We start from the raw sequence: 20,635 nt of genomic DNA, 5'->3' as shown, positions 1-20,635 counted from the left end.
GACTGTCCCCGGTGGCGCGCCGGCGAAGTGCCCGCAACCTCTGTCGGGCCGATCCAGCGTGCGCTGGCTTGGTGATTTCCGCTGGGCGGGAGTGGCGATGGTCTCTTCTGCGGAGTCGACTTAACGTCGGTATCGAATCGTCCGGAATGCCTGTGCGTCCGACCGAATCGGTCGACGAGAGAAACGGCCGGGCGCCGCAGAACCTCCGCGCAGGTGCGGAAGAAGAAGGGAACGTCACCACCGGAGTCCAATAGTTTCAACCCACATAGTCGCGGTATCCGCCGCCGGGATGCCGGGCGGCGGGCCTGATGTCCGGCGCGGAAACTCGCCGTATTTATTGCACCGATCGCCGACATTCTGTTCGGAGATCGAGGTCGCTTCGTCACCCGGGTTCCTTAATCGATTCGGGACATTTCGCGCCCGCGTTGTCGGAATTTCGCGCGTCGCGCGGCGGAGTGAACTTCCCATATTTTTCCGGCGACAGTCCGGAAGGGCCTGCCGATGCGGGCATGTTTCGATCGAGATGAGGGAATACAGATGACAGCAAACGTCCCACGTCACCCACTTTCCTGCGGCGTCCGTCGCGGAATGCGTTTGAGCGGAATGAGTGCGGTATTCGCCGCTGTCGCCGTCCTGTCCGCCGGCCACGCCACGGCCGATACCTTCGTGCCGTTGCCGGATGGTCACGAGGTCGCCCCCGGGGCCACCCTCAGCCGCACCGCCGAACATGCCGTGATTTCCCCGTCTATGGCCGCTAACGGGGCAGGCCGGGTGGTCTGGGTGTCCGGCGCGGTCACTGCCGATGTCACCAATACGCCGACGGTCGAACGTCCGGGTCCGTATTCCACGCCGGAGAACTGGCCGGGGACGAACAATTCGTCGACCCATGGTGCGTCGCAGGTGAGCACCGGCTACATCGTCGGTTGCCAGGTAAGTATCGGTGACAGTGCCATCACCGCGGGGCTTTCCGGCAATGTCAACACCAACGGTGCCGGGTTGAGTGGTTCGGCCGGTATCCAGCTCGGCCCCGGTCAGGTGAAATTCGTCCGGATCGGTTTCAAGGATATTCTCCGTCCCGGTGTCTACAGCCTCGGATACCGGGATTTCGAGATGGAGATCCAGGGTTGCGGCGGTTACGCGCAGGCTCGTGCCTATACGGTGGTGGAAATCATCGGGGAGAATTATTCGAAGACCACTCTCTACGGGGCGCCGTTCAGTATCGGATGAGCGAGGTAGATATCCGACCGTCACCAAGTCATGAAACCCGGAGAGGTATTTCGAAATGATGGATCACAGGAAACTCGTCCGTTCGGCATTCGTGGGGGCGGCAGCGGCGGGGTTGATGACCATCGGTGTCGCCGCCGCCGACACCTTCGTCCCGTTGCCCGGGGCAGCGATCACCGAAACGCTCGGTGACGGAACAGCTGTCACGGTGCGCATCGTCGCTGAATCGGCCACGATCAGCCCGTCCATGGGTGCCACACCGCTGCACCGCAACGCGTGGGTGTCCGCGAGTGCCCAGTTCGAGCTGTCGGGGCCGGCGCGCTCGAAGATCAAACCCGGCTATGTGGTCGGCTGCCAGGTCAATATCGCCGGAGGCGGTGCCAACAGCGGCGCGAATTACAGCCAGGATTGGGCCGGGCAGAATCCGTCGGCCGGCGGGAGCCTCGGCGGGAATCTGAGCCTTGGTCCCGGGCAGGCGAAGAAGTTCTACCTGCTGGACCTGGAAGCCCCCGATGCCTTCGGCGCGGAATCGCATCGGCCCTTCTCCTCCCATGCCGCCACCAACGGGAGCGTGAGCTGGCGTAACAGCACCATCGGCCTTTCCGGTTGCGCCGGCTATGCCCAGGCGAGGGCATTCGCCGAGGTGGAGGTGGAAACGGCGACGGCCAAGGAAGTTGTCACCGTCTGGGGGCAGCCGTTCAGCCTCGGCTGAGCCACCGGAACCCGAGTTCCGGGGAATCGGGACTCGGGTTCCGAGCCGTGGTCACCCGGAGCCGACGAGCTCGCGATCAGGTGTTTCCCGAATCCCGGTAAGCAGTCTCCCGCTCGGAGACGCCGCTGGCGAGGGCCTGCTCGGCACGGTTCTGTGCGCGCACACCCCCGCGGTCCTGTTCGTCGCGGGTAATGCCGGTACGAGTACCTCGGGCATGAGGACCCACGACAAGCAGTTCGGTCTGGTGACCATGTGCGTCGGTGGTGGTCAGGGTATGGCGATGATCCTCCAACGCCTGAGCTGATCCGGAGCGCCGGACTCGTGTCCGGTTCGTGGTGTTCCGGTCGCCGGGAACTACCGGGAGACCGCCACGGCGGTGGAGCATGATGGGTTGGAAGCCCGCTCCGCCAGGAGGTGCAGCGGGGTGGATGTCGTGATCGGCTCAGGAGGTCTTCCGGTATGCGTGGAATCAACCATGTTGTCCTGTACGTCTCGGACCTCTCGCGCAGCCTCGACTTCTACGAGCAGGTACTCGGATTCCAGCGGCTGCCCGGCGGGTTCCCCGGTGGCGCGTTCCTACGGTATGCCGGTTCGGCCAACGACCATGACCTGGGGTTGTTCGAGTCCCGGCGTACGGCTGTGCCGGCACCCGGATCGATCGGGCTGTATCACGTGGCCTGGGAAGTGGACACGCTGGCCGAGCTCGCGGCGGCGCGCCGGAGTCTCGCCGATGCCGGAGCGCTGACGGGCGCGGGAGATCACGGATCCACCAAGGCACTCTACGGGCGCGACCCCGACGGTATCGAGTTCGAGGTGTGCTGGCTCGTCCCCGATGAACATGTCGAGGAGGCGCTCCGGGGCGCCTCGATGACCGCGCCGCTGGACATCGGGGCCGAGATCGAGCGATACGGTCCGGACACTCCGGGCGGGCTGCGCACGGATCCGGCGGTATGGGCCAGGGTCGCGGCCGCGTACTCCGCTCAGCGCTGAGCCGGGTGCGCCGATGAGATCCGGCCGTCGGTACCGGGCCGTACCGGGTTGAGCCGGGCGCACTGCAGCGCGGTCCGCCGACGTGCCGGCTGAAGCTATGTGCACCTTGATAGATAGACTGCAGGGAACTCGATGAGCCGGAGGTAATCCCTGAACCTTCCGAGCTCGGCCGACGTCCCGAACTCCGCGACCGGTCGGTGCGGACCGCTTCCGGCTGCTCTCCGGCAAGAACTTCTGGGCAGACTCGGGACTATCCGCAGCTCGGTATCCGTTCGGTACGTATGGCCGACGGGTCGCACGGCCTGCGGGCGCAACTCACAAGGCCGGTGGCGAGTAGGCGCGAGTTGTTCCTGCCCAGATCGTTCGACGCGGCGGAAGTCCGCGCATCACTCTCGCCGTCCGGCGCAAACTGACATGTCAACGCTACGGGCGGGCGGGAAAGAGGAACGCCGCCCGAATTATCGCCGGAATTCTCGGATGCCGTCACGACAGCTGGTCGGCCGGCTTCGCCTTCTCGGTGGTGCTCACCAGTGGGCAGCGGTGCCGGTGAAGATGCTTGCCGCGCAGAGGTTGCAGTGGATGCACAGCGATTCCGTCGAAGACTCCGCCTGGATGCGGTTGATCAGGTCGGGTTCCCGCAGCAGTGCCCCGCGCCATCGCCACGAACTCGAACCCGTCGTCCATCGCGGCCTTCATACCGGCGAGGTCGGTGATCCCGCCGAGCAGCACGAGCTGGAGGTTCACCGCGTCACGGAACTGGCGAGCGTAGTCGCGGAAGTAGAGCGGTTCGTAGGGGTAGTGCGAGAACACCAGGCGGCCGAACAGCTTCATGCCCAATTTGACGATGCCGCGTTGGGTTTCGGCCATTTCACGAATCGGTACGTCGCCCCGGAACAGGTACATCGGGTTGAGCAGTGAGGAGCCGCCGGTCAGCTCGAGTGCGTCGACGTGGCCGTCGCGTTCGAGCATTTGCTCCGCGCGGCGCGCCAGCGACCCGCCCCATGAGTCCTTGCGCCGGTTGATCTTCGGGCTCAAGAACGAGCTGGCCAGATAGTTGTGCCCCAGGTGTACTTCGACCGCGTCGAAGCCCACCTCGATCGCGTACCGCGTCGCCCGCGCGTGGTCCTCGATGATCCGCCGGATGTCGGCCTCGGAAGCCGCGCGATCCCAACTCATCGACAGCGGATTGGGTCTGGTCGACGGGGACAGCGACGGCAGGCCGTTCGAGCGCGAGTTGGCGACCGGACCGGCATGCCCGATCTGCGCCGAGACAGCGGCGCCGGTGGCGTGCACCGCTTCGGTGAGCCGCTGGGTCCGGCGCCACGCGGTGACCGCGGACTGGGCGGGCGCGGGAATCCGGCTCAACGTGCTGGCCCCTGGCGCCATCCTGACGCCGCTGCTGGAGAAGCAACTCGCCACACCCGCCGAAGCGGCCGCCATTCGCCGGTTCCCGGTACCGATCGGCGGTTTCGGGGACGCCGGCGATCTGGCGGAATGGGTGGTCTTCATGCTGTCCGACGCTGCGCGCTTCCTCTGCGGCAGTGTCGTGTTCGTCGACGGCGGCAGCGACGCCTATTTCCGCGCCGACGATTGGCCGCGTGCGGTCCCGCTGCGGCGGCTACCTGCCTACCTGCGGCGTTTTCGCAGCTAGGGCGTCGGGTGATGCGTTTAGCGAACCCGGTGACACCCGGCCACGATTATCCCGGTGAATGGGAAGCGATCGTCTGAGTCGGGTCGTACATGAGTCCATAATTCTCCGCCGCATCGATAAGTGATGTGGACCACGCGAGGACGTTGTGTGTATCGGGAACCACCTGGTGTGCGGCCTCGCCTTCGGAGAGGAGAACCCGACCATGGGACTTGGTGGTCTGAGCCGGCACCGGCGAGCCGTCGCCGGTATGGGCGCCGCGGCGCTGGCGATCGCGCTCGCCGCGTCGGGGTGTGCCGGCGGCGACGAAACGAACAACAGCGCGGTGGCCGGGGCAGCGACCACCGCGCTACCCGACGAACCGGCCACCGGGACGCCGGTGCGGATCGGCTTCGTATCCACCGAGGGTGGTGCGGTGGTGTCGCTCCCGGAGATGCGTGAGGGTGCGGAGGCCGCCGTCGAGTATGTGAACAAGAACGCCGGCGGTATCGCGGGACATCCGGTCGAACTCGTGGTTTGCAAGCAGCAGGAGGAGCCGACCTCGGCCACCAAGTGCGCCAACGAATTCGTCGAGCAGAAGGTGACAGCGGTGCTGTCACCGGGCACCTCCCAGGGCGGAACCATCCTTCCGATCGTCGCCGGCGCCGGTATCCCCTACGTGACCCTCAACGGCGTCTCACAGCTTGAACTGACCTCGCCCGATTCCGCGGCGCTGTCGGCGGGTCTGCCCGGCACCATCACCGCGATGGCGGCGGCGGCCAAGGACAAGGGCATGAGCACGTTCACGCTCTTCGCGAGTGACGGCGGCGGCCTCGGCGCCCTGGCAAACGCGATGGGTGCGCCGCTCTTCCAGGCCGCGGGGGTGAAACTGAACGTGGTGCCGATCCCGCTGGGCGTGCCGGACCCCACTCCGCTGGTGACTTCCGGGCTGTCCGATAAGCCGCAAGGTGTGAGCGTGATCGCCGACGCGGCGACCTGTGCCTCGGTCTACAAGGCCATCCAGACCACCGACCCGGCGGTTCAACGCGTCTACATCCCGACCTGCCTGGCCCCCGATGTCATCGACATCCTGGGCGTGGACTCCATCGAGGGCAGTATCGGCATCACCGCGACCGACTATCTGTCGGACCGCCCCGATTCGGTGCTCTACCGCTCCGTTCTGCAGACCTACGCCCCCGATGCGGCGGTGGCGGGTGCCGCCTCCTCCGGCTACCAGGTCGTCATGGCGCTCGCCGCGGCCACCGGCAACATTCAGGGAGACGTCACGCCGGTGAGCATCAAGGAGGCGCTGCGCACCGCGAAGGCCGTGGAGATGCCCGCGGGCGGCGGTATCACCTTCACCTGCGACGGCACCGCTGTACCGCAGATGCCGTCGATCTGCTCGCGCCAGATGCTGATGGGTGAGATCAATGACCAGGGTGTGCCGGTGAATCCGAAAGTGACCGGATAACCCGCCCACCAGCGGTATTCCGGCCAGGGAGATCAGTCATGACAGACCACCTTTCGTATCTCGTGCTCGGCCTCGGAAACGGGGCGGTGTACGCCGCTCTCGGGCTCGCACTCGTGATGACTTTCAAGAGTTCGGGGGTCGTGAACTTCGCGACCGGCACGGTGGCGCTCTACGCCGCCTACACCTACGCCCTGTTGCGGACCGGTGAGTTGCTGGTGCCGATACCGGGATTGCCCCCGACGATCGACCTCGGTGGGCCGCTCGATGTGGCACCCGCCATGGCGATCTCCCTGGCTGCCGCCGGTGTCCTCGGCGTGCTGTGTTACGCCTTGGTCTTCCGGCCCATGCGCACTGCCCCGGTGGTGGCCAAGGCCGTCGCCTCCATCGGGTTGATGATCGTGATCCAGGCCGTGATCGCACAACGGGTGGGAACGGGCCTGGTCTCGGTCAAACCGATTTTCGCCCTCGACACCTTCTCGCTGGGTGACCACCTGGTGCCCACCGATCGTGTGCTCCTGGCGGTTTCCATCATCTGTCTCGCGATCGTGGCCACCCTCGTCTTCCGCTACACCCGGTTCGGTACGGCCACAGAGGCGGCGGCGGAATCCGAGAAGGGCGCCTACCTCACCGGCTTGTCGCCGGACCGGATCGCGTTCGCCAACTGGGCGTTGTCGTCGGTTGTCGCCGGGCTGGGCGGTATTCTCATCGCGCCGCTGGTGGCGCTCAATCCCGTGGCGTACTCCCTGTTCATCGTGCCGGCGCTGGCGGCCACGCTGGTGGGCAATTTCGCCTCGATCTGGTTGACGGTGGCCGCGGGCATCGTTATCGGCGCCCTGCAAGCAGAAGCCACCAATTTGCAGGGACTCTATGATTGGTGGCCGAGATCCGGTACAGCGGAGGCGATCTCACTGCTGTTGATCCTGATCTTCCTGGTGGTCAAGGGACGCCCGCTGCCCGATCGGGGTTCGGTGATCCACCGGACGCTCGGGCGGGCACCGCGTCCCGACCACATCCTCGTTCCGGCACTGTTCTCGGTTGCTGTAGCCGTGGTCGCTCTGCTGGCCACCACCGGCAGTTATCGTGCCGTGCTCGTCAGCAGCATCGTTTTCGGGATCCTCGGGCTCTCGCAGGTCATCGTCACCGGCTACGCGGGTCAGGTATCGCTGGCGCAGCTGACGCTGGCCGGGGTTTCGGCCTATGCGTTGAGCGTGCTGAATCAGCACCTCGGCATTCCGTTCCCGTTCGCTCCGATCATCGCGGCGCTGTTCGCGACCGTGGTCGGGGTCGTCGTGGGACTGCCCGCGTTGCGAGTTCGCGGGCTGCCACTGACGGTGGTGACGCTCGCCCTCGCGGTGTTCGTGGAGGCGTTCTGGTTTCGCAACCCCGAGCTCAACGGCGGTGTGCAGGGCGCTCCGATCGATACACCACGGCTGTTCGGAATCGACCTCGGCATCGGGGCGGGTGAGGCCTACCCACGCATCGCATTCGGCCTCTTGTGCCTTGTTGTCCTCACTGCCGTCGGACTCGGTGTGGCGTGGCTGCGGCGCAGCAGCCTCGGCACCGCCATGCTCGCGGTGCGGGCAAACGAGCGTTCGGCGGCGGCCGCGGGTATCGATGTGTCCCGCACCAAATTGATCACTTTCGCCCTCGGTGCGTTCGTCGCCGGCCTCGGTGGTGCCCTGCTCGGGTATCAGCAGATGCTCGCCACGCCGGAACCGTACGCGGTGTTCCTCGGGATCTCGCTGTTCGCTGTCGTATACGTCGCGGGCATCACCTCCATCACCGGGGGAATTCTCGCCGGTGTGATGGCGCCCGGTGGAATTCTGTACCTCCTGGTCGACCGGTTCCTGCACGTGGGTGATTACTACGCGGTTCTGAGCGGCATCCTGCTGGTGGTCACCGTGCTGGCCAACCCCGACGGGATCGCGAGCAAACTGCCGCGGATCCCGTGGCCTGCCGTCCCACGTCGCGGGGCGGCGGGCATCGAGGCGACGGAGCCGGTGGCCGGCCGGACGGTGGCCGACCGTTCCGAACCGATCCTCTCGGTCGAGGGGGTGAATGTCACCTACGGTGTGGTGAAGGCCGCCACCGATGTCGCGTTCGAGGTGCGGCCCGGTGAGATCGTCGGCCTGATCGGACCCAACGGCGCCGGTAAGACGACCGTTATCGACGCGATCACCGGATTCGCCTCGGCCACCGGGTCGGTGACGCTGTCGGGCCGGTCGCTCACCGGGCAGCCTCCGCACGCCCGCAGCCGGGCCGGACTGGGGCGCAGCTTCCAGGACGTCGAGCTCTACGACGATCTCACGGTCGCCGAGAACGTCGGGGTGGGCGCGGCCCGGTCCGGCTCGGAGCTGCCCGTCACGCGGCGGGTGAGCAGGACGCTGGCCGTCCTCGGCCTGAGCGAACTGGCGGACCGGGAGGCGGGTCTGCTGTCCCAGGGACAGCGGCAGCTGGTGTCGATGGCACGGGTTCTCGCCGCCGACCCCGCGGTCGCTCTGCTCGACGAACCGGCCGCGGGTTTGGACAGCGCCGAAAGCCGTTGGCTGGGCGAGAAACTGCGCGCAGTTGCCGCCGACGGCACCGGTGTGTTGCTGGTCGACCACGATATGGAACTGGTGCTGACAGTCTGCGATCAGGTCATCGTGCTCGATCTCGGAACGGTGATCGCCACCGGTACACCCGCGGAGATCCGCGCGAACCCGGAGGTACTTCGCGCCTATCTCGGCGTACCGGCCGACTCGGAGGCTCTCGACGCGGGGGCTGTCCCGGAACTGCATGCCCGGCCGCTCACTTCCCCGGAGGTATCGCGATGAAAGCGCTGGAATGCCGAGGCGTGACCGCCGGCTACCTGAAAGAACGCCCGTGCGTACGCGACGTCGACCTGACGTTGCAGGACGGCGAGATCACCTGTCTGCTCGGGCCGAACGGCGCAGGCAAGACGACACTGTTGACGGCCCTGGCCGGGCTGCTTCCGCGTACCGAGGGTGAGCTCGTCGTCGCCGGTCGTGCGGTCCGCGGCGGGCGTCCCCGGGACGCGGTCCGTTCCGGGCTGGTGCTGGTGCCCGACGACCGGGCCCTGTTCCGGCAGCTGAGTACGAAGCAGAATCTTCTGCTCGCCGTCGGGGAACGTGCGCGGCGAAAAGCCGGTCTACGCGAGGTACTCGAGTATTTCCCGGCGTTGGAGAAGCGGCTGCCGGTTGCCGCCGGCCGGCTGTCCGGCGGTGAGCAGCAGATGCTCGCCATCGGGCGGGCGATCCTGCAGCGGCCCGCGGTGCTGGTGATCGACGAGCTGAGTATGGGATTGGCTCCCGTGATCGTGACCGAGATCCTGGATGTGCTGAAGAAGCTGGCGGCCGCGGAGGGCACCAGCGTGCTGTTGGTGGAACAACATGTCCATCTGGCTCTGGGGGTCGCCGACCGGGCCGCGGTCTTGGTACACGGACGGATCGCCGACCGGGCAAGTGCCGCGGAGTTGCGGGACGATCCGGAACGGGTCGAGCGCGCGTACCTGGGCGCGGAGGCGGTCACGCGCTGAATCTCGGGTGGAGAGAACGTAGGGCGAGTCGTCGGGTTGCCGCGACTCGCCCTACGTGTTCGGAGCGAGATCAGCTCGGCGCCGATCCTTGCTGCTGGGCCCGCGCGCACCATTCGAGTTCGGCCGCGCTGAGTGTGCCCAACTCCATCGCCCGTCCGATCCAGGCGGGCACGAGTTCGTTGAATTCGGCGGGATCGTAGATGTCCTCCTCTTTGGAGAACTTCCCGTGCCCGGCGTAGGTGAGGATGCTGATGTTGTCCGCCCCCATCCGGGCGCCGTCCCCGGGATCACGCATCAGGTTGTTCAGCTTCACCACGATCACACCGTTGACATCGTCGATCAGGTGCCAATGGACGGGGAACGAGGTCATCGCGGATCCGGGGAACTGGGCGAGAGTCGGTTCCACCCACGCCCAGATGGCGTCGTGACCTTTCAATACGCCGACCATCTGCTCGTGGTACTCGGCGTCGGGTGTGAACAGATCGACGAATTCGCGCCAGCTACCTTCGCCGGCGGCGGCTCGCGCGACCGTTGTCTCCCACGTCCGGAACGCCGTTTCGAGTTCTTCTCTGGGCCAGGGTTTATTCATATGCGGACGCTAGCGAGGTGACCGTCCGGGAAGCGCCGGAGATGTCCACTCAGCGGAATTCCCGGCCGCTGGGCCCGAAATGGTACCGCCGCCGCCCGGCGGATCGTGGGGAAGGTCGGCTCACCGCGGGGGTGTGGCGGCATCGATACCGTCGAACAGCATTCGCATACCGCGTAGCAGGAGGCGCTCCACCTCCGCGAAATCGCCGGAGTGGCCGGCGTCGACCCAGTGGATGTAGGCCTGGCGCATGGTCTGCATCGCCAGCTGCGCGGGCAGCTCACGGACGAATGGGTCCTGACCGAGTTCGAAATGCCGGTCCAGGAAGCGGGTGATCTCTCCGTACAGCCCCTCACCCCACTCCAGCCACCGCAACCGGTACGGCGGCGTATTGATCATCAGCTCCATGAATTTCCGGTCGAACTCGGGTACCTGGCGCCGATGGACCTCGGTGGTGAACGCGTGCGCGAGGACTTCGACCGGATCGGACTCGGCGGATGCCGTCCGCAGGATCTCGACGATCAGTTCTTCGCTCTGCCGGAACAGTGGGGAGAGTACGTCCTCCTTCACCGGGAAATGACGGTGGAAGGTGCGTGGCGAGATGCCCACGATCTCGCAGATCTGCTCGACCGTGGCCGAGGTGTTGCCGTCGGCGATGAACAGGTCCCGTGCCGTGAGGGCGATGGCCCGCCGCAGTTCCTCCGCCCGGCGCTCGGTGAGGGTGGGGCGAGCCGACTTGGCCACCGGACCTCCCTTTTCCTGCTCCCGTGCGGGTTCCGCGGCGATGCTGTTCGAGGGCACCGCCTCACGATCAATATCGTCAGGATATGACATTACGGCAGAACCTGCCAAAGGCGAGCGGGAACTCGGAGCTCCCGGTCAACGGAACGTAGCGCCGTCGGCCGGTCTGTCTGCTGATTTCATGCCACCGTACCGCTGGTGTCCGATCGATACGAAATGCCGGTGCGAGGCTACCCGGGCCGGAATGCGATCCCACGAACGAGAGGTCGACAGATGAACCATGAAGAGTCACTCGCCGGACTGGCGGAGCGGGTCCAGCGCCTGGAAGACGAACTGGCCATCATCCGGAAGCTGACCGCCTACGGCCCGCTCGTCGACGCGGGGGAGGCCGACGCGGTGGCGGCGCTGTGGACCGAAGACGGTGAATACGACGTCGAGGGCTGGCGGATGATCGGACGCGCCGACCTGCGGACCATGGTGCGGTCCGAATCGCACCAGGACATCATCACCGGCGGCAGCGCCCACTTCTTCGGTCCCGCGCATATCGAGCGTATCGAGGGCGAGGAGGCCACGGCGGTATGCGAATCGATCCTGGTCCGCAATGAGGACGGCAGGTTCTACATCTGGCGCGCTGGTGTCCATCGGATCGAGTTGCGCCGGACCGACGAGGGCTGGTGCGTATCCCGGCGGGTCACCCGGCCGTTGAACGGTAGCGTCGAAGGGCGCCGCCTCTTGACCGGGATGCCCGCCTCGGCCGCCGGTGCGGGGACGGACAGGCCCGGGCGGTGACGGCGGTGCGGATAGGCCTCAACAGCCCTGTGGTGACCCGTTTCCCTGGTGCGCACCAGCCGTGGGAGAGGACGGCGGGTATCGAGGAACTCGCCCGGATCGCGGTGGCCGCGGACCGCGCGGGATTTCACCACCTCACCTGCAGTGAGCATGTGGCCGTCCCGGCGCCGGTGGCCGAGGTCCGCGCGAGGAATTCGAACTGCTGGACGTTCCGTTCGACGATCGGGGCGCCCGGGCCGACGATGCGCTGCGGGCGTTGCGGGCCGCGCTGTCCGATCGGCAACCGCGGTATCACGGTGCCTACTACGAGTTCTCGGGCATGATCGTCGAACCGCATGCGGTACAGCCGCGGGTGTCACTCTGGGTCGGTGGCCGTACCCAGCGGTCGCTGCGCCGGGCCTGTGATCTGGCGGACGGCTGGGTTCCGTTCGGGCTGAGCCTCGGCGAGCTGGGCGCGATGCTGAACCGGCGTCCGCTGCCGGAGGGGTTCGACGTCGTGCTGTCCGCGGGAAACATGGACCCACTCGGTGACGCCGACGGGACGCGAAGGACACTCGAGCGGCTGGTGCGACGATCATCGGCTGCGGCATGGAGGCGAGTTCGGCCGATCACTACTGTGAGCAGCTCGGCGCACTGGCCGAAATCCGCACTCGTGAATTCGCGGAGGCCGGGCAGGACTGATTGCGAAACGATTCTGCCGGCAGGGTGCGGTGCCCCATTCGTGCCGCACAGCCGGCTCGGTGCGGGATGGCGGCCCGGACTCTGTTCCGGCGAGCGGAGAACCACAAGGCCTGTGGGCATGATCGGTCGAAATGCCGCGCCTCGATCAGGGACTGATCTCACTGCCCACCGATCCGGCGGTTCGATCGGGTGACACGGTTCAGCCGGGGCTCGCCGCGAATCGGCCGAAGGGCAGGGGATTGGCGAACTTGGCGCGCAGCAGGCCGCCGATTTCGGCGATCGCGAGTGTCGCGCGTGCCGAATTCTCCGGCCGCATGAGAAAGCCGTGCAGCACGCCGGGGTACCGCGTGACAGTGGTCTGCACTCGCGCATCCCGCAACCGGGCGGCGTACCGCTCGCCCCAGTCCCGGATCGGATCGGCTTCGGCGGTCACCACGATCGCTTGGGGGAGGTCGGACAGGTCTTCGGCATAGGCCGCGATCCGATAGCAGTCGTGGGGCCCGTCCGCACCGGTGTCCGCGAGTTCGTGCAGATAGGTGATGTCGTCGCGGAGCAACATGGGAGCGTCGGGCATGGATACGATCGACGGCGCGCCCATATCGCGGTCCAGCCCTGGATACATCAGCACCTGGCCGAAGAGCGCGGGCCCGCCGCGGTCCCGGGCCAGCAGCGCGACGCCGGCCGCGAGACCGCCGCCCGCGCTGTCGCCGAGCACCACCAGGCGGCCGGAATCGATACGCAGACGGGTCGCGTTCGCCGCGACCCAGGCGGTGGCCGCGTACGACTCCTCGATCTGCACCGGCGCTCCCCATTCCGGCGCCAGCCGGTAGTCGACGCCGATCACCGTCGCGCCGGCGGCGGTCGCGATCTGCCGGGCGAGCGGTTCGAAGGACGTGTTGGAGCCCATCGCCAGACCGCCACCGTGCAGGTGGACGACGGCCGGGGCCGCGGTTTCGGTGGTGGGCCGGTACACGCGAAGGGGAATGGGTCCGTACGGCCCGGGCACGGTGTGGTCCTCGACTTCGGCCATCGGAAGGGTCTCGGCCGGGGGTTTCATCGCCTCGACCCCGGCGCGAACCTGTTCGATACCCCGGGAACGCATCGACGGCATCGGTCCGAGGGCGTCGATGCGCGCCTGGACATCGGGATCGAGCGGGGGAACGGGCACGGTCATCTCCTCGGAGTTCACGAACGGGAAACGGGGGTGCCGGCCATGATCGCCGGCAATCGCGCCGCCACTCGGACCGGTCGATGCCATCGTCGGCCGGAGTGGCCGCGGGTTACTCGGGCCGCTCCGCCGCGGCGGGCGAATCAACCTGTGCCGAAACGCGTTCCACGCGGTCGGTCCACAGTTTCAGCCACTCGGGGTGGGGGAAGATATGGGTCTTGCGTTCCGCCATACCGCGCACGACGAGTTCCGCGATCTGCGAAACCGGCATCCCCTCCTGTTCGATGGTCCGGTCCACCTCCGCCTGATGTTCGATCAGGGACGGATCGGCGACAGCGCGGGGGATATGACCGGCGGGCGCATTGCGTTCGTCGTGCCGGATGGATGTGGCGGTGTAGGCCGGGCACAGCACCGCGACCCCGATATGCGGAAACTCGCTGGCCCATTCGAAAGCCAACCCTTCCGACAGGGCCACCACCCCAGCCTTCGAGACACTGTAGGGCGTCAGGTATCCACCCGTCAGGAAACCCGACATCGATGCGGTGTTGACGATATACGCCTCATCCTGGGCGGCCAGGATCGGCTGGAAGATCCGGCAGCCGTTGATGACACCCCAGAGGTTCACGCCGAGCGTCCATTCCCAGGTGGCGTGGGGGATGGTCGAAAAGTGCTGGGCTCCGCCGACTCCGGCGTTGTTGCACAGCACGTGCACCGCGCCGAACCGGTCCATCGCCGCATTCGCGAGCGCCTGCACCGAATCGGCGTCGGCGACATCGGTGAGCACGCCGAGAACTTCGCCGAGCGTGGACAACTCGGTCACCGCTGTCTCCAGATCGCCGGCGTCGTTGTCGGCGACGACGACCTTCATACCTTCTTGGAGGAAGCGGGTCGCCAGCCCTGTGCCGATGCCGTTCGCGCCTCCGGTGACGACCGCGACCCGGCCCGTCAGCTCACGCATGGGTCACTCTCCTTGTGTGGTGATGACATCGGCCGGTCCCCAGTACGCGCGCATACTGGTGATCAGCCCCTCGTTGTTGAACGTCATCACATCGATCGGCTCGATGGTGACGATCCGATCCGGCAGGGTGGTGACAACCCGCATGTGGAATGCCGCGCTGTTCCCGGAGACCCGGCATGTGATCAGTTCCGCGGCGGTGGTGACATTGTCGAGCGCGCTGTAGAACGTCGTGATATCCGCGCGCCCGGTCCGGACCTCGCCGCCGACCGGGTCTTCCAAGGTGGCGGATTCGTCGTACAGTGCCCCGATTTCTTTCCCCGTGCCCTTTCCCAACAGGGATACATATTCGGCGACCGTGGCGGCGATCTGCGCGGTGGATGGCATCGGATTCCTTTCTCGACGGCACCGTCGGCCGCCGCGACAGACCTATGTGACCGCATCGGGTCCTCGCGTGGCTGCCGCTGTTCCGTCAGATGGGAAGTCGGCGCCGGACCGGCCTGATCCCGCTGACCGGAAACAGCGCCGGACGATATTTCGGGCACGGCTTATCGTCCGTTGCGCCGGCAGTCGGAGACCTACATCACGACGGGCGCCCGATCGGGGTCCCATACGTGTTTCGGTGCCGGCGCCGGCGCAGTTTCCGCGGTGTCGTCGGCCCGCTGGGTGCTGCCGGCGGACCCTCGTCAACACCGTGGAATGTCGCAGTTCCGCGAGCGCGTGCCGGGTGGCGCAACGGCCGGAACCCGGGCCCATCTCGTCTCAGGAGGACAATCGATGTCCGATCCCTCATCCCGGCTCACCACCGGGAGTCACGAAACCACGCCGGGGTTCCGATCCCCGGCGCTGATCATCGCGGCGCTGATCCTCGCCGAATGCGTGAGCGCCTTCGAAGCCGGCACGATCTTCATCGCATTGCCGCGATTCGCCGAAATCTTCGGGGCGCCGGCCTCCACAACGGGGTGGGCGGTCACCGCCTTCATGCTCGTCGCGGCGGCGACCGCCATGGTCGGCGGTCGTCTCGGTGATATGTACGGGCGCAAACAGGTTCTCATCGCCGTCATGCTGATCTCCGTGCTCGGCTCGCTGATCAGTGTGTTCGGCGATTCGATGGCCGCGATCATCGTGGGGCGCGGCGTGCAGGGGGCCGCGGGCGCGATCCTGCCGCTCTGTTACGGCCTCGCCCGCGAGGCCTTACCGGCCGAGAAGGTATCGATCGCTGTGGGATTTCTCAGCGGTGCGGCACTACTGGCTGGTGCGGGTGGTTCACTGCTGGCGGGTGTCCTGCTCGATATCGCCGATTGGCATATGATCTTTGTCGTCGCCGCTGTCCTGGCCGTCGTGGCGTCCGCGGTGGCCGCGGTCGTGTTTCCCGGCTCGCATACCAGGTCGGCTCTTCCCCGGTTCGACTATGTGGGCGCGATTCTGATGACGCCGGGCCTGCTCGCGTTGCTGTACGGCATCACGCAGGGACCGAAGTGGGGGTGGACCAGCCTTCCGGTCCTCGGTCTGATCCTTGCCGGGCTCGCGATCCTGGCCGTGTGGACCTTTTGGGAGCTGGGGCGCAGCGAACCTCTGGTCGATCTCCGGGTGCTGGCGAGCAAACGAATGTTCCTCAACCTGATCGCGCTGTCCGTGCTCGCACTCGGACCTGTCGGTGCGGTGCAGATCGTGACTCCGATGATCCTGCAGTCCCCGACCTCGTTACCCGTCGGACTCGGAATGTCGGCGACGGTCACGGGTCTGGTGACCGGTATCGCGGCGCTGGTCGGTTTCGTCGTTTCGCCGCTGGCCGGAGTGGTCGCGGGCCGATGGGGTGGCCGGTCGGCCTTCCTGATCGGGGCCGCCCTGTTCGCCATCGCCAACGTCATGATCTTCGTGGGGCACAAATCTCTACCGGTCATGATGGGTTCTGTCGGAGTCGCGGCGGTCGCCACGGCCTTCGCGTACACCGGCTACCCGAAGATCGTCATCGAATCGGTTCCCGACAACGTCACCAGTGTCACGACGGGAATCCTGAGCACGGCCCGGCAGGCATTCTCGGCGGTCGGTGTGGCCATCGTATCCGTCATGCTCTCGATCTCGACGGTGCCGGGGAGCACGGCGCCCACGTTGTCCTCGTTCAACCTGTCGGTGGGCTGGTTCATTGTCTGCTCGCTGATCGTGGCCGCCGTCTGCCTGTTCATCGGCAGGCCGCACCAGCAGACGAAGCCGGCCGGTGATATCGCGTCCGGAGAGGAAGGTAGCGCGACATCGGCGGCATACGCCTGACCGAGGGGCGCGTACCGGTCCCAGATCCGGTCTCGACGTCGATGCGTAGGAACGACCGGCCGAAATCCCCGTACGGCGGGGTGCTGCGAGTGCCCCGCCGTACGGGTCGGCCGCGGGAGGGCCGCGTGAGCATCCCTCCCGTTCATCGGGATCGACGGCCCGGATCCGAACCGACCTACCCCTACGATCCGATCGTGACTTCTTCGTCCGATTCCGTACGCCATGGGCGGGTGAAACCCGATGCCGAGGCCGTCGCCGATACGGTGAACCGCTACACCTACGCCCTCGACCGCCGGGACTGGGACCTGCTCGACGACGTGTTCACCCCGGACGCCGTGGCCCGCTACGGCGCCGCTGAGGCGCCCGCGGTCCGCGGGCGTGCGGCGATCGTCGCGATGATCCGGTCCTTCCTGGATCGGTGCGGGCCCTCCCAGCACCTGCTCGGCAACCACGTCATCGATATCGACGGCGATACCGCCACGTCGGTCTGCAAAGCCCGGGTGCTGCATATCGGCGCCGGCGAGAACGCGAACATCACCTACGAATGCGCGGGTGAGTACCGGGATCGGCTGATCCGGTCGGCGCGGGGCTGGCTGATCGCCGAACGAACCTTCGTGATCGATATCGAGTTGGGCGACCGCCACGCGGTTCTCGGTAGCTCCGCCGGGTAGCGACAGCGCTCCCGCACCGATTCCGGTTACCCCCGGCCTCCCCGGCGCTCGGGAGTCGTCCCGTTGTCGCGGTCCGTTCACTCGTACCGCGGAAGAAAGGAAATACACACATGCCCGGTCCTCGATTCGCCTTCACCAAAATTCTCGTGAACGATTTGCCGGCCCAATTCGATTTCTACACAAAGATATTCGGACGGGTGGAACGAACTCGATACGAATTCGACGACCGTCCCGATCCGCTGGCCGAGATCATCATGACGTCCCCGGACGGATCCGAGCAGTCACTGGTGTTGTTGCACTACAAGAATCGGCCCGCGCCGGCTCCGGGCTCCGCGGTGATCGGTTTCGAGGTGCACGGTCTCGATGACATCGTGCGCCGGGCCGAGGAGGCCGGGGGTACTGTCACCGAACCGCCCACCACGATGGCGGACGTCGGTATCCGCGTCGCCTTCATCGCGGATCCGGAAGGGCATGTGCTGGAGCTGTTCGAACGCCTGTGACGAGAAGTCTCACTGCGGTCGGCCGGCCGGGCCGCCGTTCTTCTCGCTCAGCGGGAGGCACGGTGGTATCCGCAGCTTCGGCGGCTTAGCGTCGAAAGTGAAAAATCCGGACCGCGCGGGGGCGCCATCAGCAGTTCGGCGGCACGCATGTGAGCCGTGCGGAACGCGGGCGCGGAAACCCCCGGCCGTCTCCCTCCGGCCGGCCCGGCGTAGCGCAGCCGCATTCCGTCGCGCCGGCCGCGCCCGCCCGCACTCTCCGGTCGCGGCGTTGTCGCGGCATCGGGATCGAAGGAAGAAGGAACATCATGACTGCCACTCTCTCCCCGTCCGGTCGGCATCCGCTCGTTCCGGTCGCGCCGCCGAGCGTCGTCGCCGACCTCTACTCGAGCGCGGAGGTCGCCGCCCTGTTCGGCGTGATCGCCGAGCACGGTCCCTGGCCGCTGATCCTGGCGCATCATTTCTCCTCGACCGAGGAGTATCTGGCCGTCTCGGGTGGGGCGAACCGCCGCCCGGATGCGAAACTCTCGGACTTCGCCGCACCGGTGTTCCGTGGCTACCTGGCCAAAGAGGGCGTGGCCTTCTACGACGAGATCCGCGATATCTACCTGAGCCGGACCCTGCTGGAACACGCCAAGAGTGTGCACGGTGCCCGCTACGGCATGGCGCATCACATGCTGTTCAACATGGCGGTGCCCTCGCACAGTTTCGATGCGGGCCATTTCGACAGCGGCAACTGGCGGGGAATGAGTTCGGTGGACACCCCGATCTGGCTGCTCAGCGTGATGGCCAAATCGGGCCTGTTCGACGCGTGGGAGGTCAAGACCTCGCAGGTGATCACCTACTTCTACGATTCCGACCTCGATGGTGGGTTCACCTACTGGCCCGACGGCCCCGACCGCGCGCCGCGGCGGCTGGCCGCGCCGTTCTGGAATACCGCGGTGCTGTCGGACAACTCGAAGATGTATCACCGGCGCGAGGCCAACGGTCCGCGAGATCGCCGCGATATGCCGGAACTGGAGATGCATACGCGGCTGCACGGCGAGAACGGTGCCTGGGTGGTGCGCAACGGTGATACGGAAATAGGCCGGTACACCGACGGTGACGTCCGGACCCTCTTCCACTACACCGCGCTCGTCTTCGACGACCGGCACGACGCCGACCGCTACCTCGATCACACCGACGACCTCACCGCCGACAAGGTTTTCGATATCCTCGGTGACGATTTGACCCGCCGCGGTATCGAATTCGAGTTCCCGGCCGATCCCATGACCGACCGCGATTTCATCGCGTTGCTCACGAACACTTACGCCATGGCGCCCGCCCAGTACCCGGCCGACGCTCCGCTCGACATCGGCTGAACGAAGGCTCGTCGGGCAAGTTAGGTCGCCTGCGTTGTGAACAGCGTCGTCGCCACCATAACCGATCTGTTACCCAGCGCGCTGATCGTTCCGGCGGGTGGGTGGCCTCCGCGCCGTAAGGTCATTGCCGGCGAGGCCATCTCACGCTGCCGGCAGCCGTGGCCAGACCATGGAACGTTGTCGTTCTCGCCGGGCTCTACTGCGGCGATATCGCTTTTCCGGGATCGGTTGTCGTCGAGACGGCGCTGATATCGCTGTTGTTACTGCCGGTGTGGACATCCTTCGTGTTGTGCGAACCGGGGTCCGGCCGGTACGCCGGCCGGAGGCTCTCCCGCTCGGCGGGAACGCGACGTTCGCGGCGAGAACCCGGCCTTACCCTTCCGTCTACCCGAACCCGTGTGCTCGTCCGGGACGAGACCCGCGCACGGGCAGGACGCCACCTCGTACTGGAACAGGTGGCGGAATCGAACGAAAGGGAAATCGTGTTCGAATTGGACGGACGTATCGCTCTGGTCACCGGTGCGGGGCAGAGTGTGGGCGAAGGAATCGCGACTGTGCTCGCGCGTCAAGGGGCGACGGTCGTGGTGAACGATCTGTTCGCCGAGCGTGCGGAACGGGTCGCCGCGAGCATTGTCGCGGAGGGAAACAAGGCCGTCGCCCGGGCTTTCGACGTGACGGACTACCAGGCGACCGTCGATGCCGTGCGATCGGCCGAGGCCGAACTCGGCCACCATGTCGACATCCTGGTCAACAACGCGGGAATCGCCGAGGAACGGGTCATCAAGCCCTTCCGCGAATTGGATCCCGAGCAGTGGCCGCCGTCGATCGACCTGAATATCTACGGCGCGCTGAACTGCATCAAAGCGGTCATCGACGGTATGTGCGACACCGGGTGGGGCCGGATCGTGCAGATTTCGTCGGGGGCGGCGCGCACCGGGCAGAACATCAACTATTCGATGTACGCGACCGGTAAAAGCGGTATCGAAGGGTTCATCCGTCATCTGGCCGCCGAAACCGGCCGGTACGGGGTGACCGCCAATATCGTCGCACTGGGTCTGCAGGCCAATCTGGTGCACAAGATGCCACCGGAGCAGATCGAGCAGCTGATCGCGGGAATTCCGATCGGACGGCTGGGCGACCCGCTCGAGGTGGGGGCGTTCTGCGCGTATCTGGCGTCGCACGAGTCCGGTGGGATGACCGGGCAGACGCTGGACTTCAACGGCGGATCGCAGACCAGATGATCCCCGGGCCGAGCGACCGCTCCCGCTGAATGGGAGGCCCGCGTCACTGCCCCGACCGGGGCTTTATCGTCCTCGCAGACCAAGTCGTTGTGACCCAGTTCACGCGAGCCTC

General features: G+C 66.5%; 17 protein-coding genes and 4 pseudogenes. 15 read left to right on the top strand and 6 right to left on the bottom strand.

The genetic code is table 11. The features are described 5' to 3' along the window. Positions 1 to 588 precede the first annotated feature (588 nt). The 4 genes and pseudogenes from ACQEVO_RS14545 to ACQEVO_RS14530 all read left to right on the top strand — a co-directional run bounded on the left by ACQEVO_RS14545 (position 589) and on the right by ACQEVO_RS14530 (position 2,926). Positions 589 to 1,227 carry an MspA family porin gene (locus tag ACQEVO_RS14545; RefSeq protein WP_432913238.1) on the top strand — a complete coding sequence of 213 codons (639 nt, stop codon included), beginning with the start codon at positions 589 to 591 and terminating at the stop codon, positions 1,225 to 1,227. Between the two features lie 55 nt (positions 1,228 to 1,282). Next, a complete protein-coding gene (locus ACQEVO_RS14540) occupies positions 1,283 to 1,936 on the top strand; it encodes an MspA family porin (RefSeq protein ID WP_432913236.1) in 654 nt (217 codons plus the stop codon). 217 nt (positions 1,937 to 2,153) lie between these two features. Beyond that, positions 2,154 to 2,240 (top strand): annotated as a pseudogene (locus ACQEVO_RS14535) (hypothetical protein); the annotation flags it as partial. 155 nt (positions 2,241 to 2,395) lie between these two features. Then, positions 2,396 to 2,926: a VOC family protein gene (locus ACQEVO_RS14530; protein ID WP_432913235.1), complete on the top strand. Its 531-nt coding sequence runs from the start codon at positions 2,396 to 2,398 to the stop codon at positions 2,924 to 2,926. A 483-nt stretch (positions 2,927 to 3,409) separates the two neighbouring features. Here the strand turns inward: ACQEVO_RS14530 and ACQEVO_RS14525 are convergent. Beyond that, positions 3,410 to 4,237 (bottom strand): annotated as a pseudogene (locus ACQEVO_RS14525) (NADH:flavin oxidoreductase); the annotation flags it as partial. Here ACQEVO_RS14525 and ACQEVO_RS14520 point away from each other — a divergent pair. The 4 genes and pseudogenes from ACQEVO_RS14520 to ACQEVO_RS14505 form a co-directional block, all read left to right on the top strand. Further along, a pseudogene (locus ACQEVO_RS14520) lies at positions 4,227 to 4,577 on the top strand (SDR family oxidoreductase); the annotation flags it as partial. The pseudogenes ACQEVO_RS14525 and ACQEVO_RS14520 sit on opposite strands and share 11 nt — an antisense overlap. A 202-nt stretch (positions 4,578 to 4,779) precedes the next feature. After that, the gene (locus ACQEVO_RS14515) at positions 4,780 to 6,024 is read left to right on the top strand and encodes an ABC transporter substrate-binding protein (protein WP_432913233.1); all 1,245 of its coding nucleotides are present in this window, start codon (positions 4,780 to 4,782) and stop codon (positions 6,022 to 6,024) included. A gap of 38 nt (positions 6,025 to 6,062) precedes the next feature. Continuing rightward, entirely contained in the window at positions 6,063 to 8,840 is a 2,778-nt protein-coding gene (locus ACQEVO_RS14510; protein WP_432913231.1) for an ABC transporter permease subunit, read from the top strand. Further along, on the top strand, positions 8,837 to 9,562 hold the full coding sequence (locus ACQEVO_RS14505; RefSeq protein ID WP_432913229.1) for an ABC transporter ATP-binding protein: 726 nt from the start codon (positions 8,837 to 8,839) through the stop codon (positions 9,560 to 9,562). Before ACQEVO_RS14510 ends, ACQEVO_RS14505 begins: the two co-directional genes overlap by 4 nt. Positions 9,563 to 9,632: 70 nt before the next feature. Here the strand turns inward: ACQEVO_RS14505 and ACQEVO_RS14500 are convergent, their stop codons facing one another. Together ACQEVO_RS14500 and ACQEVO_RS14495 are read right to left on the bottom strand one after the other, a co-directional pair. Beyond that, positions 9,633 to 10,151 (bottom strand): nuclear transport factor 2 family protein, encoded by a 519-nt coding sequence (locus tag ACQEVO_RS14500; RefSeq protein WP_432913227.1) that lies wholly within the window; start codon positions 10,149 to 10,151, stop codon positions 9,633 to 9,635. 120 nt (positions 10,152 to 10,271) lie between these two features. After that, positions 10,272 to 10,949: a TetR/AcrR family transcriptional regulator gene (locus ACQEVO_RS14495; protein WP_432913225.1), complete on the bottom strand. Its 678-nt coding sequence runs from the start codon at positions 10,947 to 10,949 to the stop codon at positions 10,272 to 10,274. 213 nt (positions 10,950 to 11,162) lie between these two features. On the opposite strand from ACQEVO_RS14495, the gene ACQEVO_RS14490 reads away from it, so the two are divergent. Both ACQEVO_RS14490 and ACQEVO_RS14485 read left to right on the top strand, forming a co-directional pair. Continuing rightward, positions 11,163 to 11,678: a nuclear transport factor 2 family protein gene (locus ACQEVO_RS14490; protein ID WP_432913223.1), complete on the top strand. Its 516-nt coding sequence runs from the start codon at positions 11,163 to 11,165 to the stop codon at positions 11,676 to 11,678. A 5-nt stretch (positions 11,679 to 11,683) separates the two neighbouring features. After that, a pseudogene (locus ACQEVO_RS14485) lies at positions 11,684 to 12,359 on the top strand (LLM class flavin-dependent oxidoreductase). Between the two features lie 199 nt (positions 12,360 to 12,558). Here ACQEVO_RS14485 and ACQEVO_RS14480 read toward each other — a convergent pair. The 3 genes from ACQEVO_RS14480 to ACQEVO_RS14470 all read right to left on the bottom strand — a co-directional run bounded on the left by ACQEVO_RS14480 (position 12,559) and on the right by ACQEVO_RS14470 (position 14,869). Beyond that, positions 12,559 to 13,533 carry an alpha/beta hydrolase gene (locus tag ACQEVO_RS14480; RefSeq protein WP_432913222.1) on the bottom strand — a complete coding sequence of 325 codons (975 nt, stop codon included), beginning with the start codon at positions 13,531 to 13,533 and terminating at the stop codon, positions 12,559 to 12,561. A gap of 106 nt (positions 13,534 to 13,639) precedes the next feature. Further along, positions 13,640 to 14,485, bottom strand: a complete 846-nt coding sequence (locus ACQEVO_RS14475) for an SDR family NAD(P)-dependent oxidoreductase (protein ID WP_432913220.1) — start codon at positions 14,483 to 14,485, stop codon at positions 13,640 to 13,642. 3 nt (positions 14,486 to 14,488) lie between these two features. Further along, positions 14,489 to 14,869 (bottom strand): nuclear transport factor 2 family protein, encoded by a 381-nt coding sequence (locus tag ACQEVO_RS14470; protein ID WP_432913218.1) that lies wholly within the window; start codon positions 14,867 to 14,869, stop codon positions 14,489 to 14,491. Between the two features lie 390 nt (positions 14,870 to 15,259). Between ACQEVO_RS14470 and ACQEVO_RS14465 the strand changes: the two genes are divergently transcribed. From ACQEVO_RS14465 to ACQEVO_RS14445, 5 genes are all read left to right on the top strand, one after another. Continuing rightward, on the top strand, positions 15,260 to 16,753 hold the full coding sequence (locus ACQEVO_RS14465) for an MFS transporter (protein WP_432913216.1): 1,494 nt from the start codon (positions 15,260 to 15,262) through the stop codon (positions 16,751 to 16,753). A gap of 194 nt (positions 16,754 to 16,947) precedes the next feature. Beyond that, entirely contained in the window at positions 16,948 to 17,424 is a 477-nt protein-coding gene (locus tag ACQEVO_RS14460; RefSeq protein ID WP_432913214.1) for a nuclear transport factor 2 family protein, read from the top strand. Between the two features lie 110 nt (positions 17,425 to 17,534). Further along, positions 17,535 to 17,924 carry a VOC family protein gene (locus ACQEVO_RS14455; protein WP_432913212.1) on the top strand — a complete coding sequence of 130 codons (390 nt, stop codon included), beginning with the start codon at positions 17,535 to 17,537 and terminating at the stop codon, positions 17,922 to 17,924. Positions 17,925 to 18,229: 305 nt separating this feature from the next. Beyond that, positions 18,230 to 19,282, top strand: a complete 1,053-nt coding sequence (locus tag ACQEVO_RS14450; protein WP_432913210.1) for a hypothetical protein — start codon at positions 18,230 to 18,232, stop codon at positions 19,280 to 19,282. 482 nt (positions 19,283 to 19,764) lie between these two features. Further along, positions 19,765 to 20,523: an SDR family NAD(P)-dependent oxidoreductase gene (locus ACQEVO_RS14445; RefSeq protein WP_432922677.1), complete on the top strand. Its 759-nt coding sequence runs from the start codon at positions 19,765 to 19,767 to the stop codon at positions 20,521 to 20,523. Positions 20,524 to 20,635 lie beyond the last annotated feature (112 nt).

Origin of the sequence: Nocardia sp. CA-290969, assembly GCF_050936135.1 — a bacterium.
Taxonomy (GTDB): domain Bacteria; phylum Actinomycetota; class Actinomycetes; order Mycobacteriales; family Mycobacteriaceae; genus Nocardia.
Note: the sequence above shows the minus strand (reverse complement) of the source record. Positions and strands in the feature narration are given on the sequence as shown.

What these genes read in the sequence shown, in the direction of transcription:
- ACQEVO_RS14545 (WP_432913238.1), top strand. Translation starts at nt 589, where the DNA reads ATGCGTTTGAGCGGAATGAGTGCGGTATTCGCCGCTGTCGCCGTCCTG.
- ACQEVO_RS14540 (WP_432913236.1), top strand. Translation starts at nt 1,283, where the DNA reads ATGATGGATCACAGGAAACTCGTCCGTTCGGCATTCGTGGGGGCGGCA.
- ACQEVO_RS14530 (WP_432913235.1), top strand. Translation starts at nt 2,396, where the DNA reads ATGCGTGGAATCAACCATGTTGTCCTGTACGTCTCGGACCTCTCGCGC.
- ACQEVO_RS14515 (WP_432913233.1), top strand. Translation starts at nt 4,780, where the DNA reads ATGGGACTTGGTGGTCTGAGCCGGCACCGGCGAGCCGTCGCCGGTATG.
- ACQEVO_RS14510 (WP_432913231.1), top strand. Translation starts at nt 6,063, where the DNA reads ATGACAGACCACCTTTCGTATCTCGTGCTCGGCCTCGGAAACGGGGCG.
- ACQEVO_RS14505 (WP_432913229.1), top strand. Translation starts at nt 8,837, where the DNA reads ATGAAAGCGCTGGAATGCCGAGGCGTGACCGCCGGCTACCTGAAAGAA.
- ACQEVO_RS14500 (WP_432913227.1), bottom strand. Translation starts at nt 10,151, where the DNA reads ATGAATAAACCCTGGCCCAGAGAAGAACTCGAAACGGCGTTCCGGACG.
- ACQEVO_RS14490 (WP_432913223.1), top strand. Translation starts at nt 11,163, where the DNA reads ATGAACCATGAAGAGTCACTCGCCGGACTGGCGGAGCGGGTCCAGCGC.
- ACQEVO_RS14480 (WP_432913222.1), bottom strand. Translation starts at nt 13,533, where the DNA reads ATGACCGTGCCCGTTCCCCCGCTCGATCCCGATGTCCAGGCGCGCATC.
- ACQEVO_RS14475 (WP_432913220.1), bottom strand. Translation starts at nt 14,485, where the DNA reads ATGCGTGAGCTGACGGGCCGGGTCGCGGTCGTCACCGGAGGCGCGAAC.
- ACQEVO_RS14470 (WP_432913218.1), bottom strand. Translation starts at nt 14,869, where the DNA reads ATGCCATCCACCGCGCAGATCGCCGCCACGGTCGCCGAATATGTATCC.
- ACQEVO_RS14465 (WP_432913216.1), top strand. Translation starts at nt 15,260, where the DNA reads ATGTCCGATCCCTCATCCCGGCTCACCACCGGGAGTCACGAAACCACG.
- ACQEVO_RS14455 (WP_432913212.1), top strand. Translation starts at nt 17,535, where the DNA reads ATGCCCGGTCCTCGATTCGCCTTCACCAAAATTCTCGTGAACGATTTG.
- ACQEVO_RS14450 (WP_432913210.1), top strand. Translation starts at nt 18,230, where the DNA reads ATGACTGCCACTCTCTCCCCGTCCGGTCGGCATCCGCTCGTTCCGGTC.